Origin of the sequence: Acinetobacter sp. ESBL14 (assembly GCF_036668815.1) — a bacterium.
In the GTDB taxonomy this organism is placed as follows: Bacteria; Pseudomonadota; Gammaproteobacteria; order Pseudomonadales; family Moraxellaceae; genus Acinetobacter; species Acinetobacter gyllenbergii.
The window spans coordinates 203,183-217,840 of the sequence record NZ_JAZEVS010000002.1; the positions used below are offsets into that span (position 1 = coordinate 203,183).

Sequence of the window (14,658 nt, forward strand, 5' to 3'; positions counted from 1 at the left end):
GTTTGTTTAATCATTTTGAAACAACTCTAACTGTTTGTTGAACTGATCTATATGTAATACACGATCTATTGAGGGAGGGTATTTCCCCATTTTACGTGTAGGGCTATGCCATTCAATGACAGGACCTTTAGGGGCTGAAATGGAGAGAATATCTAGCCCTATAATATTGCCATTACATAAGAATCCTCGCACTTTTATTTCTACGTTATCATCAGTATACCAAGGCTGAATAGAGGGGTAAAAAGCAGGGTAATTTTCACCTGATTTTGTGTTTAACCATGCCTTAATTCTCTGATTCGACAATTTTTTTATTACTTTCTGAGTGTAAAGATCATATTTAAAATGCGCCAAGAATATACAATCTGATTCACACAATGTAAAAACTCGCCATTTGCCATCAGATTTCTCTGATTCTATAGGCCGTATCAATAAATTCTTAATAGTTTTGACAACAGGATTTGAGGATTGGTAGGAGTAGATATGCAAAAAGTACTCTATGGGATTTTCATACCTCTTCATAGGTGAAGTTTCCAATAATGTTAACTTTACAGTGTAAAATTTAACGAAATACTTAACATGGTATTTTAATCTTATGTAACTTAAGGGTTTATTTATTTTTAGTAGGTATATCCGTTCTAACGCTTCGCGTTCAGCATGAAAAAAGGCATAGAACTCAGTTCTATGCCTTTTTTTTTGGTGTTGATTTTATCGCGCAGAGTCCAAGGTTTCGTGGTTAGTCACCACTTCTTGAGCTTTGCTGTAACTTTCAATCAGAAGCTGATAAGCCGGGAAAATCTGGGTATAAACCTGTGCCCATTCTAATGCATCATCACGATTCCACGTGCGTTGAATCTCAGAAGCCACAGCTGCGGTATCCATCGGCACCACACCGGCTTGCACCACACGAGCTAGGGTAATTTCTTCTGCCATTTTGCTATAGGTTCCAGAAGCATCAATCACGGCAAAGACTTTATAACCTTCGGCAACGGCACTGATCGCAGGGAAAGCCATACACACGCTGGTAATGGTTCCTGCAATAATCAGGGTATTACGGCCTGTCGCTTTAACGGCATCGACAAAGTCTTGATTATGCCATGCATTAATTTCACCTTTACGTGCCACATATTGGGCATGCGGGGCATTGGCGTGGATTTCAGGAATTAATGGACCATTGGGGCCTTGCGGTACGGAAGCGGTGGTGATCACAGGAATCTTGGCCAAACTTGCGATTTTGGCAAGTGCTGCAGCACGTTGACGTAATTCAGGCATTGGCATATCGCCGACGGTTTGGAATAAACCACTTTGGTGGTCAATCAAAAGCATCACGGCATCATTGACATCGATAACAGGTGCTTGACCATTGAAGTTTGCTGGCATTGTCATTGTTGTATCCTCATCTTGTCTTAGGGGGTATAATTAATGATATAGACATGACGATGACTGAAAAATATCTGCAACAGGATATATTGTCATGCCAAAAGAACAATTGTTATCATTATTGGTGGGTCGAGCAAATAACATGAAAGATTTAAATGACTTATATTTCTTCGTGAAAGTGATTGATTGCGGTGGTTTTTCAGCAGCCAGCCAAGAATTGATGGTGACCAAGTCTTTACTGAGCCGGCGTATTGCCGAATTGGAAGATCGACTGGGGGTGAAGTTGATCAATCGAACCACCCGACAGGTGTCAATTACCGAGGTGGGTAAAATTTATTATCAGCATTGCAAGGCCATGTTGATTGAAGCGGAAGCTGCCGAAGAAGCAATTGAATTTTTAACGGCCGAGCCACGTGGATTGATCAAGCTGTCTTGCCCGACCAATTTATTGCATATCAATATTAGTCCAATGCTGAATGAGTTTTTGCAGCGATATCCCAAAATCAGTCTGCATGTCGAAGCCACCAATCGCCGCGTTGATTTAATCAATGAGCGTTTTGATTTGGCGATACGAATTCGTCCTTTACCCTTAGCCGACAGTGAATTGATTGTGCGAGAACTGGCTTTGGCACGACAATTGATTGTTGCCAGTCCAGACCTGTTACATCAGTTTTATTCAATCCATGAGCCACAACAACTGACGCAGTTCCCTGTGTTGATGATGGAGTCCTTTGCGCCTGAATATGCTTGGCAGTTATTCTCTCAAGATCAGCAAGAACTCAAAGTCCAATGTCATCCACGACTGACCACCACGGATTTGACTGCGCTTAGAGAAGCCACGCTGCAAGGCTTGGGCGTGGCAAAATTACCAGAATTAATGGTAGCTGAAGACATTAAACAAGGGCGTTTGATTCATGTACTACCCCAATGGCAGCCTAAACCTGAGCTGATTCATTTGGTCTATACCTCTAGACGAGGATTATTGCCATCGATGAAATTATTGATTGATTTTCTGGTACAGAAATTTGCAGAACTGAAACAACACAATTCGGTGCTTTACTAATACTGCACTATAAAGAATAGCCACTGTCAGTTTTTGCCAATTCTCTCAGGCCCTCCATCAGGGTCTCAATCAGCTTTTCCACCACCAAACGTTGGCCTTTGCGTGAGGCATAGACCAGCTGTACGGTACCTCGATTGGACTTCCATTCGGGTAATAGGTGAATCAGTTTACCTTTTTGAATATCGGCTTGCACCGTGAGATAAGGTAAATCCGCAATACCTAAACCATCATGAACCGCATAATAGACCCCAGCCAAATCATTGCTTTTGACTCGTGGTTGATAAGGTATATCTACAGTTTCGTCACTGTGGATATGACATAAATGCCAATAATATTGATGTTTTTGAATGCCTAGGGCTACGCTTGGATAGTGCTGTAATTCTGAATAATGTTGAATGGTTCTGTCTTGCAGTAACTCGGGTGCAGCCACCAAACAATGTTCAGTACGAATCACATCGCGAACAATTAAACTGGAATCTTGATTCGGTTCAAAACTGGTGCGGATCGCGATATCAATATCATCATGCAGCACATCGACACGGCGGCTGGTCAATTCTAAAGAGATTTCAACTTTGGGATAGGCTTTTAAAAACTGATTGAGTAATTTCCGAATCTGGAAATGCATCATTAACGGCGGGCAACTGATTTTGACCATGCCTTGTGGTTCATTTTTCTGTTTGAGCAAGACATTCTCGGCACATTCGACTTGAGCAATCACTTTGCAGCATTCTTCATAAAACTCTTGACCTAAATCCGTGACTTTAAAATGACGGGTGGTGCGTTGGATCAGGCTGACATTAAATTTATGTTCAAGTTCAATGATGCGACGGCTAAGCTTAGATTTGCTGATATTCTCAGCTTCGCTGGCCGCACTAAATCCGCCGTGTTTTACCACCAAATAGAAATAATGAAAGTCATCAAATGAGTTGATCAAGGCAAAGCGAATCCGAAATAACAAAAGATGAGAATAGCATTAACTCTTCTCATCTTCCGAGGGCTTTATTTATTTTTCTGAGCTATTGGTGAAATAACTGGTCATCAAGTTACGATAATCAGGAATGTGATTTGAGAATAAAGCACCTAAGCCTTCGATGTCATTGCGCCAGTCACGGTGCAGTTCACAGGCCATCCCAAACCAAGTCATCAATTGCGCACCTGCTTGTGACATACGATCCCACGCCGCATCACGGGTTAATGCATTGAATGTTCCTGAAGCATCGGTAATCACAAATACCTCAAAGTCTTCTGCCAGTGCAGACAGAGCAGGGAAAGCCACGCAGACCTCAGTCACTACACCCGCGATAATCAATTGTTTTTTACCTGTGGCTTTCACTGCTTTGACAAAGTCTTCATTGTCCCAGGCATTAATTTGGCCTGGACGAGCGATATAAGGGGCATCGGGAAACAGTTCTTTCAGCTCTGGCACCAATGGACCATTTGGGCCATTTTCAAAGCTGGTGGTGAGAATTGTCGGCAGGTTGAAGTATTTTGCAGCATCAGCCAATGCCAAGACATTGTTTTTAAATTTGTCTGGATCAATATCCCGAACCAATGAAAGTAGCCCCGCTTGATGGTCGACCAAAAGTACGGCTGCGTTGTCTTTGTCTAGGCGAATATAGTCTTTAGTCATGGTTGTATCCTCATGTTTTTGTAGAAAAGAACACGGAAAAGACAGTGAGTTTCCGTCGTGCTTGAAATTATGCTAGTTAAGTTTTTCATGTAGATGAAGCGTAAAAAATGAGATAAACAATATCAAAAATAGGATGATTGATAGTGTTTAGGGTTCAATACAGTTTTTAATTTTAAATTGTCCTATATGTAGAATAATGTGTTGTCATTCTGAGGCTATAAGCACGGTGTGAGGAGGCGTAAAATAGACCTCAAGAACAGAGTTTCTACCTTATAGGAGAAAGCGAATGAAAAGAATTCTTGGTGTGTATCAAAACAAACACATGCACTGGGTTGGTGATGGTTTTCCAGTCTATAACTTGTTTTCTTATGACCGTTTAGGTCAAAGCATTAGTCCATTTCTACTCTTGGACTATGCTGCACCGTATCAATTTGATCCAACCACAGCTCAGCATGGTGTGGGTTCGCATCCGCATCGTGGCTTTGAAACGGTAACCATTGCCTATCAAGGTGAGGTCACCCATAAAGATTCGAGTGGCGGTGGTGGAACCATCAAAGCAGGTGATGTGCAGTGGATGACCGCAGGTGGTGGGATTTTGCATCAAGAGTTTCATTCGCCTGAGTTTGCCCATCAAGGTGGTTTGTTTGAAATGGTTCAGTTGTGGGTTAATTTGCCAGCGCATTCGAAAATGACGCCAGCAAAATACCAAGCCATTGAAGCCGATCAAATTCAGCACATTAAATTGGATGATGCGGGTAGCGAAATGCGGGTGATTGCAGGTCAATATCAAGACACCGCTGGTGCAGCAACCACTTTTAGCCCAGTCAATGTTTGGGATGGCATGATTGTAAAAGATCAGGAACATACTTTTTATGCGACTGAAGGTCATACCACATTGTTGGTTTTGCTTTCTGGTCAGGTGATCTTAAATGAGAACCAAAGCATAGAAGCACCGAGTTTGGTGGTACTGAGCCGTGAAGAAATTGACTTTAGCATCAAGGCCGAACAAGACAGTAAATTCCTGATCTTGACAGGCCAGCCACTGAATGAACCGATTGAAGGTTATGGGCCGTTTGTCATGAACAGCAAAGCGGAAATCATGGATGCGGTTCGTGATTTCAATAGCGGTAAATTTGGTTCGATGGAAGCTTAAATGCTGAGCTAAATTAGTTGCATATATAAGAAAGCCTATCACTCCGTTAGAGTGATAGGCTTTCGCTGTAAGGGTCCTCTATTGATTTTTTTAATATTATGTCACTTATAATTATTCAGCTTGTTATGTGACTTTATTCTCGTTGTTGTTCAATAAACATAGCACTGAATTAGGGCAATGGGAAGTCGGTAAAGTGCTGAAAATGAAAAAATATAGAATGTTCTGTATATTTTTGTGGCCTAAAATGTAATAAATTTAATTTTTTCATTATGTTAAGATAGAAATGCAATTTGTGATGAAATGTAACAAAAAATCAACAACGATATTACGACAAAAGTCTGGCAGAAGCCCTGAATCTGGTATTTTTTAATACCGTGTTTCGCTTAACTATCAGTCATAATCAAGAAAAATCATCAACTGATGGGACATAATTTTGGATATTGCAATTATTGGCAGTGGAATGGCAGGACTTGCCTCAGCCAGAATCCTACATGATGCAGGGCATAAGGTAACGATATTCGAAGCACTCGCAGGGCGAGGCATGGATAGTCATAGTATTGATTTTGATGGTGGCATTATTGATGCCCCGCTACGTGTAATGAATCCAAAGCTTTGGCAAAATACTTTAAGTTTAGCCAGCTATTTAGGTATCGAAACTTTCCCTGTCCGTACCTTTATGGCTTGCAGTTGGTTGTTTGAAGATAAAACCGATACATGGCTCACCACTTCACGTAGCCGTATCGGCAATTTCCCGATTATTAATAACCGCAAAGGCATTCAGCAATATGGTTGGCGCTTGGTCAAAGGTATGTTGCAACTGAAAACTGCGGTACATCAATTCTTTAAATCAGAGAATCAGGACATCACACTAGCTGAATTCATGAATCAATATCATATTGAGGAAGTGTTTTGGCATGGTACGGTGATGCCTGTGCTGTATACCATTTGTACTTGCCATCCTAAAACCATTGGAGAATGGCCAGCCAAACCTTTATTGGAATTTATTCGTCAGTTGACCGAAGGTGAAGCCTTATTGCGAATGAAAGGTGGAACGCCTGCACTGGTCAATCGCTTGATTGAAGGCATTGAAATTCATAGTGGTTCGCCTGTTCAAAAAGTTGAAGAGCAGGGCGAAAAAGTTTTGGTGGAAAATGCACAGGGTGAAAGCCAATTATTTGACCGTGTGGTGATTGCGACACCAACCCCAGTAATTGAAGATTTTCTCAAGCAACCACAATTTGCTGAGGATATTGCCTTGCTGAAAAAATTCCGCTTTGAGCAGGGTGATTTGGTGATTCACACCGATCCAATTGTGATGCCGCAACGCCGTAAAGATTGGGCGGTATTGAGCTATATGATGGATCGTAAATTTACCCGTCAGCAATTTACCGTGTGGATTAATGCGATTGAACCCAGCTTGGTGGGTAAAAATGCCGTGTTCCAGACGTGGTGTCCGGTGATTGATATCGATCCAAAGAAAGTGATTTCCAAAGTCAAACTCACTCGCGCAGTGGTTGATTCGGAAACCGTGGCTTTGAATAAACAAATTCAACAACGTCATTTAGATTTAAACCGTAAAGTGTTTTATTGCGGTTCATGGTCATGTGATGGCTTGCCAATTTTAGAATCTGCTGTGACCTCTGCGATGCATATTTCTGAAATCTTAGGTGCAGCCGTACCTTTTGTTGGATTAAAACCAAAAGTTAAAGTTGCGCCTGAACTCGGTTATTAAGCATGACCACCTTCAAGCAAGCGTTGATCGAAAAAGTCATTGGGCATAAATATGCGATTGATGCCAAACGACTTGGTGATGATGCATGGCTTGCTTGGAGTAATTTAGGTTTTTGGCAAAGCCAACATGAGCGTTATCCACAAGCCTGCCAAAGTCTGGCTGATCAAATTGCACAATCCATTCAACTGAAATCCACAGATCGTGTTTTAGATCTGGGTTGTGGACAAGGTGCCAGTCTGTTGCATTGGCTCCAGCATTATCACATTCAACAACTCAGTGCTGTTGAGTTACAGCCCGAATGCGTCAAACGAATTCAAAAACAATTACCGCAGGTTCAAATTCATTGTGGATCTTTTTTGAATTTAAAAACACTCGGACTTTTGAATTCATTTGATGTGGTGCTGTGTATAGATGCGGCTTATCACAGTGATTTGAATTCATTTCTTGAATCCACATCTCCAGTTTTAAATTCAAAAGGTCGCATCGCATTTCACACGCTAATGTGGTCGGAAAATTGGCTACAGTGTTCTACTCTACAAAAACAAAAATATCGCTATCTATTAAAAAGTGCCGATGTGAATTGGCAACAATTGATGGATCAGCAGCAGCTTGAGCAGACTTTAGCGCGGCATGGTTTTGGTGAAATTCAAATTCAGGATTTTTCCGAACCTGTATTGAATGGTTTTGCTGAATATATCAAAACACAAAAAAATGAAAAATCTGCCTTTGATTTGGCCCAACTCAAAATAAACATGACTGCCAAGTTGTGCCGAAAACTCTACCAAGATGAATTAGTACGTTATATTCAAATCAGCGCAGTAAAAAAGTGAGAACAAGATGCCAAATCAATATAAAGGTTCATGCCTGTGTGGGGCAGTGAGCTATCAGGCCGAGGTTGCGCCACGTTATCGTTTTAATTGTCATTGTCGTGATTGTCAGAAAGCTACAGGCAGTGCTTATGCGCCAATTGCCTTCTTTCATCAGTCTGAACTAAAAATTGAAGGTGAGCTGAAATATTTTGAGTCTTTGGGACTGTCAGGCAAGCCGATCCGCCGTGCATTTTGCCCCAATTGTGGTTCACAAATGTTTGGCCTACCCGAACTTGTACCCGAAATGATTTCGATCCGTGCAGGAACGCTGGATGATCCTAATTTGTATCAACCACAAGCAGAATGTTTTGTGAGTCATGCAAATGAATGGGATTTATTAAATCCGAATATTTCGCATTTTGAAAAAATGATGGGGAAGAAACGAGAATAAAGCGAGAAATGGTGCCGGCACACGGATTCGAACTGTGGACCTACTGATTACAAGTCAGTTGCTCTACCAACTGAGCTATGCCGGCAACGTGGCGAGAATTCTACAGAATCTAATTAAAAAAACAAGCGAAAAAATGAGCAATCAGATAAATTTAATTGGATTGTCGAATTTTTGCCAATTTCAGCTTAGCTATTCAGTGCATAGACAAAAGAATCAATCACTTCACCTGTACTTAAGTGTGCTTTAACAGGGACACGTTGATAGCCTGCACCCTCGAATTCATCCAGTGCTTGCCAGTGTTGTTCTAGATTGTCTGAGAAGAACACAAATCCAGACACCTTTTGATCTGTTTGATCAAGCACAATGCCCGGAAAGCCGAGTTCAGCTCCCCAACCTTGTTGTTTGAGTGTGCCAAATACATGTGCATCTGCCCACGTACCACCAATATTTTCCATGATATGGGCATTGGGACGGTTGGGTCCTAAAGTGCCGTAAACAAATAAACTGAGCATAGTGAAAGCTAGAAAGTAAAACAAATAGAGTAGCAAAAAATGGATAAGTGTGGGTATCAGATGAGAAAATGATTTTTCTATTTCTCGGCCCACCAGTCATTTGGCAATTGTTTAAGGATTGAAAGCTTAGAAATGACCACCCAAATTTGGTTGTTCGGTAATACTCTAAGGCGGTGATCGTTATATTCGAAAATATCATTATTGCTTGATACTCTTGGTTCTCCCAGTTGTTGCTTAAATTTGGTTGAATATTCAGCAGCAAGCTTTTTAACTTTATGGCGATCTTTTTTATAAAGTTCTTCTGTTAAATTTCTGGGTTCATTCACAATGAAAAAACGGATCTCCTCGACAAAGTTATTGACAATATGAGCTTGCCCTTTAATATTTTTTTTGCCTGTAAAACTGAAATAACCTTCGCGAGTAGCAACTCGACTTAGACCACATTTCTTTGCAGCTTCTTTAAATGTTTCAGGGCGCCATAATTCTGGTGTTTGAATAATAAACTGATAGAGTTGCCAAATTTCTTCTGTAGATAATGTATCTCTTCCATAAATTTGCATTTCATAATTTCCTTTATACTGAATTTGATGAATTCATATTTTTCTACGTTTTTCAAATAAAAGAATGCCAAAAAAATTATTTAAAACAATACACATAATAGGTCAGTTTAATATCCATATTAGGTTGATTGTTGAACTTTAAAATAAAGATTAGTTAGTATCAAGCATATTAAGAAGCCTGATGGATACGGCTTTATATTGGATTGTGAGCAGTGAAATAAAATAATGGGAAAATATAAACATTTTAAAATTAAAACCGTTAAGGATTGGGAGGGGGAGTACTGGGATGCCTATGAGGAGCGAAAAACACATGTAGGTATTATGGTTTATCGTGGCTGGCCTTATGGACTGAGCGCTAAAGATGAGGGGGTTGGGCCAGGCTTTTCAGTGATTTTAACGCCAGAAGTTGCTGATTTCGTAAAAAAATACAAAGTTTTTGAAGCTGCAAATAAGCTTGAACTGTCTTTAAGTATGGTCGGTAAATTCAGGCGATTATTGGGTATTCAAAGAAATTTTATCTATCGAAATGATCGATGGCTTTTGGCGCATCAAGATGAACTGTTGTATGACAGTTTAGACACATTAAAAGCTAAATATGGGCTAACGCGACCTCAAGTTTATCAACATAAAATCTGGTTGGCTGAACTTGTCGATATTCCTGTGCGTAAGAGACTTCGAAAAAAACAAGCTGAGGTGATTCAAGAACAATGGTTTCAAGCCAATAAAAAACAGCTGAAAGGCTTAACTGTTCAAGAAATCGTAGAAAAATTTGATGTGAGTGTATTCATCGCTAAAAAATTTTATAACCGTATTCGGCAAGCGCTAGATGAATTCAGTTTTTCTGAAAAATTTCAAAATGATAAGCAAGAAAAGCGGCAATGGCTATTGGATCATCAGGAGGAATTATTAAACTCAGGAAAAACGGTTGCTGTCTTAGCGGATCAATTCCAAAAAATGCCAGGAGAAATTTTAAGAGCAAAAGCAAGATTAAGAGAAATCCTTGATATTCCAAAAATTAAGGCGCAAAAAGAGGCTTGGTTCGCGTTACATCAAGAAGACCTCCTTAATCCTGAGCTGAGTAATGCTGATTTAGTTAAAAAGCTTGGTCTGAGCCTTGAACAAATTTTTCGGAAGAAAGATGAATTAAGACAGCGTTTAGGACGTCCAAAACATAAGGATCAAGTGCAGGCATGGCGTTTAGAAAATCAGGAGATTTTATTAGACTTACATTTGAGTGTGACTGAAATTGCAAAAAAATTAAAACGGAGTGAAAAATATATTATTAAAAATCGTATGATTTTAAGAAAATTTCTAAATATTACGATTGAGGATCAAAAGAAAGCTTGGGTAAAACAACACCAACAGGATTTGGAGCAATTCAGTATTGCGGAAATACAAGAAAAATATCAGTTGGGTCGCTATGTTGTTCAAGGTTATCGAAGACTTTTATTTGAAATGACACAAAATGAAAACAGTTCATAATTGAATCAGACAGGTCATTCTGGTAGCTTTCATTGATCAAGAATAAGGCAATAATAATGTTGAATAATATCTTTAACGTCTTAGATAAATTAGGCGTTGGCACTCAAAAACGTGCGATGAGTATGCGGTTTTCAAATGCAGCTCTAAATACTCAAATCATGCTGCAACGCCTAGAGGGTTATCATGGCATTAATGATGGATTATCTGTAGAACTGATCTGTTTATCGACTAACCCTTATATTGAACTCAAACAATTTATTGGATGCCAAGTTGCTGTTGATCAAGTGACAGATACCGGTCAACTGTTTAGAACCACGGGAATTATTACAGGTGCAAGTCAGGGGCAAAGTGATGGTGCTTTAAGCCTTTATCGACTGACGATGCAGGACGCGACCAGCTTATGGCATAAGCGACGCAACAGCCGTGTATTTATGAATAAAAGTGCGGTGGAGATTTGTGAAATCATTTTTAAGGAATGGCAAAGCAAAAGCCCTTTATTTGCGGCCAGCCTGAAACTAGATAGCAGCGGTTTAAGCAAAAACTACGATATTCGTCCTTTCTCAATGCAATCGAATGAAAGTGATTATGCCTATTTAACCAGAATTTTACGCGAAGAGTCGATTAACTTTTTAATTGATGAATCGAATTATATTGTTTCAAGTAATAGCCAAAGTATCGAGCCACAAAAATTACGTTTAATTGATGATAATGCACAATTTAAGGCGCTTGAACGTCGAAGCATTCGCTATCATCGCTCTCATGCCACAGAGCAGGCTGATAGTATTACCAGCTTTATTGCACAACGCCAATTGCAACCCACCGCGATTCATGTGCAGCGCTGGCAGGCGGACAGTTTAAGCCAAGAAGATGCCAGTGGTTCAGTGATCAGTTCACATCAGCACAGTGCTCAGCGAGATAATGAAAGTTTAAGTCTGGAACAAGCATGGAGTATTTCACCAGCTTGGATTGCTGATCTAAAAGGAGAAGATCAGGCCACAGCTTCAGGAAACAGTCAGTTAGATAAACTCAATAAACAGCTGAACCAATATCAGGCCTTACAAGCAAAATATTTTACTGCGCATAGTAGTGTGCGGGATACACAGGTTGGCTATTGGTTTCAGTTAAATGAGCACCCTGAACTTGAAAAAAATCACCAAGAAGATAAAGCGTTCTTAATCCTAAGCAAGCATTTTTATAACCAGAATAACCTTCCTAAAGAGATTAAAGAGCAAGTTGAAAAACTATTAAGTCTCAGTCATTGGGCGATCAGTAAAGACAGTGAACAAGAACGCCAAGCCAATGAATTGATGCTGGTACGTCGAACGATTGCTATTGTGCCTGAATATGATCCATTGACTCACCGTCCGACAGCACATGTCCAACGTGCTAAAGTGGTGAGTGATGGTGAAGAAATCCATGTCGACGAATGGGGGCGGATCAAGGTCCGTTTTCTATTTACCCGTACAGAAGATCATGCGCATGATGGTGGTGCAGGATCGAATGACAGTGATACGGATTCGGCATGGGTGGATGTGCTCACCCCTTGGGCGGGTGAAGGTTATGGTGCGCGCTTCTTACCACGTAAAGATGAGATCGTGGTGATTGACTTCTTTGATGGCAACATTGACCGTCCCTTTGTGACTGGTCGCATCCATGAAGCACAGCGTTCACCGACTAAATTTGATCTTAAAGGCCAGCTTCCTGACACCAAAAAACTCAGTGGCATTCGTTCCAAAGAGGTCGGTGGCGAAGGCTATAACCAATTGAGGTTTGACGATACCACAGGACAAATCAGTGCCCAGTTACACAGTAGTCATGGTGCAACCCAACTGAACCTAGGCAATTTAAGTCATCCTAAAGACAAGCCTGAAAGTGAAGGTCGTGGCGAAGGTTTTGAGTTACGGACGGATGATTGGGGAGGAATACGTGCACCTAAAGGGATATTAATTACGACTGAAAGTGCATCTAATGCGAGTGGAAACCAACTGGATCGACCTCATTTACAACAAAATATTGAGAAATTCTTAGCGACTAATTCAGCAATAAAAGAGGCAGCTAAAGGACATCAAACCACGGAACCTGAATTAGAGTTTCAAGAGTCCTTAAAAACTGAACTTCCTCAGTGGAATGAGTCTGATTCTACGCCGTATATTGCGATTGATGCTAAAGATTCAATCATTCTAGATGCGGATAAAGGGATTGTTGCACAAGCTAAAGAAAATATAGATCTAAGTTCTGAACGGAATGTACAGATTTTTTCAGGGCGAGGATTTTTGGCGAATGTCTTAGATAAAATTTCTCTATTTGCGAAAGCAGCAGGTATTAAAATTAAAGCTGGACAAGGCCCCATTGAAATTGAAGCACAAGCGGATTCAATGAAAATTGCATCGCAAGAGTTAATGCATGTCTATGCAATTAATGATTTCGTTAAGGTTGAAAGTGGTAAAGGCATATTAATCGCTTCTGGTGGTGGTTATATCAAAATTGAAGGTGGCAATATCGATATCGTTTGTCCTGGTAAAATTAGCCTTAAAGCTGGGCAAGTACAGGTGATGTCTGGTAGCACATTAAGTACTGATCTCGCAGCCATGCCAAAATTACAGATGGATTATGATGAGCTCTTTGTTTTACGAAACAAAGCTGGCAAAGCGATGCCAAATATGAAATATCGAATTAAGACAGAAGATGGAAAAACAATTGAGGGAGTGACCGACTCAGAAGGTAAAACTGAAAAAGTTACCTCTCTTTCAATGACGAAAGCCGTGATCACATTATTAGGATATATTGATGAATAAAATATATGCCTGTCTATTCTTAACTACATATGTATTCAGTGCTGGCTGTGCATCTACAAAAGCAGAAATTAAAAATAATGCAAATGACAGGATGGATTTAGAAACAAGCAAAAGCTATTGCATTGGGCGGTATACCGTAGAGATTCCTGCTGAGGCCAATCCTTTGAATCGTTATGACCAATACGACTCATTTATGATTAAAGTCAAAGAAAATGCGACACGTCAAGATTTTGATGAAGAGGTTCAAAAGTGGAGAAGTGATTACTCAAAAGGAAATCGAAAGATTTTTGAAGATCCTCAAGAACAAAAAATTGATGGTCGAGTGGCGAAGATTTTTAAAGGCAAGTTGGCCGATAAAGAAATTCTTCCTTATGATGTAGCTGGTTTTGTACTTGATCAAAAAACTTTATTTTTAATTGAAGGTGGGCATAGTGATCTACCTGAGTGGACCGAAAAAAGTAATGAAGCTATACAGCATCTCGTTAAAAACTTGCGCTATCGTCCAGAACATGAAATCCCCACAGAAAATGGTCAATGTATTTATCAAGGTTTTATCAAAGATAGTGATCAAAAATTTAGACACAGTAAACAAACACTGGCTTTTGATTTTAAAGATTATCCGAGTGTCGTATTACGTTTTGATAGTGAGACCAACTCAAGAGAAACAGCAGCCCTTATTCCAAGAATTGAAAGTAAGTTAAGCCAAGCAGGACAAAGTCAGCGTCAAATAAATAAAGACAATATTCGGAAAGGTGAAAAAAATACGAGCTATTTAAATGGGCAAGAATGGATTTCGGTCGAGAAAATGAAAGGTAAAAATGGAGTCAGTGCACTATGGGAATATACGGGTACAGCCCGTAATAATAAAGACCCCCTTATTGGTTTTGAAGTTGACACCGCTTATTCATCTTTTGGAAATCAGACCAGTAGTTTAGCGCAGGGTGAAGCGTTAAAACTATATGAGTCTATTTTAAAAACCATTCGTAAATTCTGAGAATAACTATGTCGATAAATGCAATAGGATCATTTAAAACCGAGTTGCTAGAAGGACTTAGCAATGTAATGGCTCAGGCCGTAATTACACTATTAGGATA

General features: G+C 40.0%; 14 protein-coding genes and 1 tRNA gene. 8 read left to right on the forward strand and 7 right to left on the reverse strand.

Annotation, left to right across the window (positions count from 1 at the left end):
• Positions 1-6: 6 nt before the first annotated feature.
• Positions 7-519 (reverse strand): hypothetical protein, encoded by a 513-nt coding sequence (locus V6E90_RS09130; protein WP_332605162.1) that lies wholly within the window; start codon positions 517-519, stop codon positions 7-9.
• 186 nt (positions 520-705) lie between these two features.
• Entirely contained in the window at positions 706-1,383 is a 678-nt protein-coding gene (locus tag V6E90_RS09135; protein WP_332605163.1) for a hydrolase, read from the reverse strand.
• A 136-nt stretch (positions 1,384-1,519) separates the two neighbouring features.
• On the opposite strand from V6E90_RS09135, the gene V6E90_RS09140 reads away from it, so the two are divergent.
• The gene (locus V6E90_RS09140) at positions 1,520-2,440 is read left to right on the forward strand and encodes a LysR substrate-binding domain-containing protein (RefSeq protein WP_065343341.1); all 921 of its coding nucleotides are present in this window, start codon (positions 1,520-1,522) and stop codon (positions 2,438-2,440) included.
• Positions 2,441-2,447: 7 nt separating this feature from the next.
• Here V6E90_RS09140 and V6E90_RS09145 read toward each other — a convergent pair whose 3' ends face one another.
• Positions 2,448-3,374, reverse strand: a complete 927-nt coding sequence (locus V6E90_RS09145; RefSeq protein WP_016660103.1) for a LysR substrate-binding domain-containing protein — start codon at positions 3,372-3,374, stop codon at positions 2,448-2,450.
• A 69-nt stretch (positions 3,375-3,443) separates the two neighbouring features.
• Entirely contained in the window at positions 3,444-4,070 is a 627-nt protein-coding gene (ycaC, locus tag V6E90_RS09150; protein WP_016542678.1) for an isochorismate family cysteine hydrolase YcaC, read from the reverse strand.
• Positions 4,071-4,356: 286 nt separating this feature from the next.
• Here ycaC and V6E90_RS09155 point away from each other — a divergent pair, with 286 nt between their 5' ends.
• The 4 genes from V6E90_RS09155 to V6E90_RS09170 all read left to right on the forward strand — a co-directional run bounded on the left by V6E90_RS09155 (position 4,357) and on the right by V6E90_RS09170 (position 8,215).
• Positions 4,357-5,223 carry a pirin family protein gene (locus tag V6E90_RS09155; protein ID WP_016542679.1) on the forward strand — a complete coding sequence of 289 codons (867 nt, stop codon included), beginning with the start codon at positions 4,357-4,359 and terminating at the stop codon, positions 5,221-5,223.
• Positions 5,224-5,656: 433 nt separating this feature from the next.
• On the forward strand, positions 5,657-6,955 hold the full coding sequence (locus V6E90_RS09160; RefSeq protein ID WP_016542680.1) for an FAD-dependent oxidoreductase: 1,299 nt from the start codon (positions 5,657-5,659) through the stop codon (positions 6,953-6,955).
• 2 nt (positions 6,956-6,957) lie between these two features.
• Positions 6,958-7,785, forward strand: coding sequence for an SAM-dependent methyltransferase (locus V6E90_RS09165; protein WP_332605164.1), 828 nt, complete (start codon positions 6,958-6,960; stop codon positions 7,783-7,785).
• A gap of 7 nt (positions 7,786-7,792) precedes the next feature.
• Positions 7,793-8,215, forward strand: coding sequence for a GFA family protein (locus tag V6E90_RS09170; RefSeq protein ID WP_016542682.1), 423 nt, complete (start codon positions 7,793-7,795; stop codon positions 8,213-8,215).
• Positions 8,216-8,224: 9 nt separating this feature from the next.
• Here V6E90_RS09170 and V6E90_RS09175 read toward each other — a convergent pair.
• The 3 genes from V6E90_RS09175 to V6E90_RS09185 all read right to left on the reverse strand — a co-directional run bounded on the left by V6E90_RS09175 (position 8,225) and on the right by V6E90_RS09185 (position 9,287).
• Positions 8,225-8,300, reverse strand: a tRNA-Thr gene (locus tag V6E90_RS09175).
• 100 nt (positions 8,301-8,400) lie between these two features.
• Complete coding sequence (locus tag V6E90_RS09180) at positions 8,401-8,727, reverse strand: gamma-glutamylcyclotransferase family protein (RefSeq protein WP_023271151.1); 327 nt, start codon at positions 8,725-8,727, stop codon at positions 8,401-8,403.
• Between the two features lie 77 nt (positions 8,728-8,804).
• On the reverse strand, positions 8,805-9,287 hold the full coding sequence (locus V6E90_RS09185) for a hypothetical protein (RefSeq protein WP_332605167.1): 483 nt from the start codon (positions 9,285-9,287) through the stop codon (positions 8,805-8,807).
• 225 nt (positions 9,288-9,512) lie between these two features.
• On the opposite strand from V6E90_RS09185, the gene V6E90_RS09190 reads away from it, so the two are divergent.
• Genes V6E90_RS09190 through V6E90_RS09200 form a run of 3 tightly spaced genes read left to right on the forward strand, consistent with a single transcriptional unit; the run spans position 9,513 to position 14,558 of the window.
• Complete coding sequence (locus tag V6E90_RS09190; RefSeq protein ID WP_332605168.1) at positions 9,513-10,769, forward strand: hypothetical protein; 1,257 nt, start codon at positions 9,513-9,515, stop codon at positions 10,767-10,769.
• 56 nt (positions 10,770-10,825) lie between these two features.
• On the forward strand, positions 10,826-13,564 hold the full coding sequence (locus tag V6E90_RS09195) for a type VI secretion system Vgr family protein (RefSeq protein ID WP_332605169.1): 2,739 nt from the start codon (positions 10,826-10,828) through the stop codon (positions 13,562-13,564).
• Entirely contained in the window at positions 13,557-14,558 is a 1,002-nt protein-coding gene (locus V6E90_RS09200; protein WP_332605170.1) for a T6SS immunity protein Tli4 family protein, read from the forward strand. Before V6E90_RS09195 ends, V6E90_RS09200 begins: the two co-directional genes overlap by 8 nt.
• Positions 14,559-14,658: the final 100 nt, after the last annotated feature.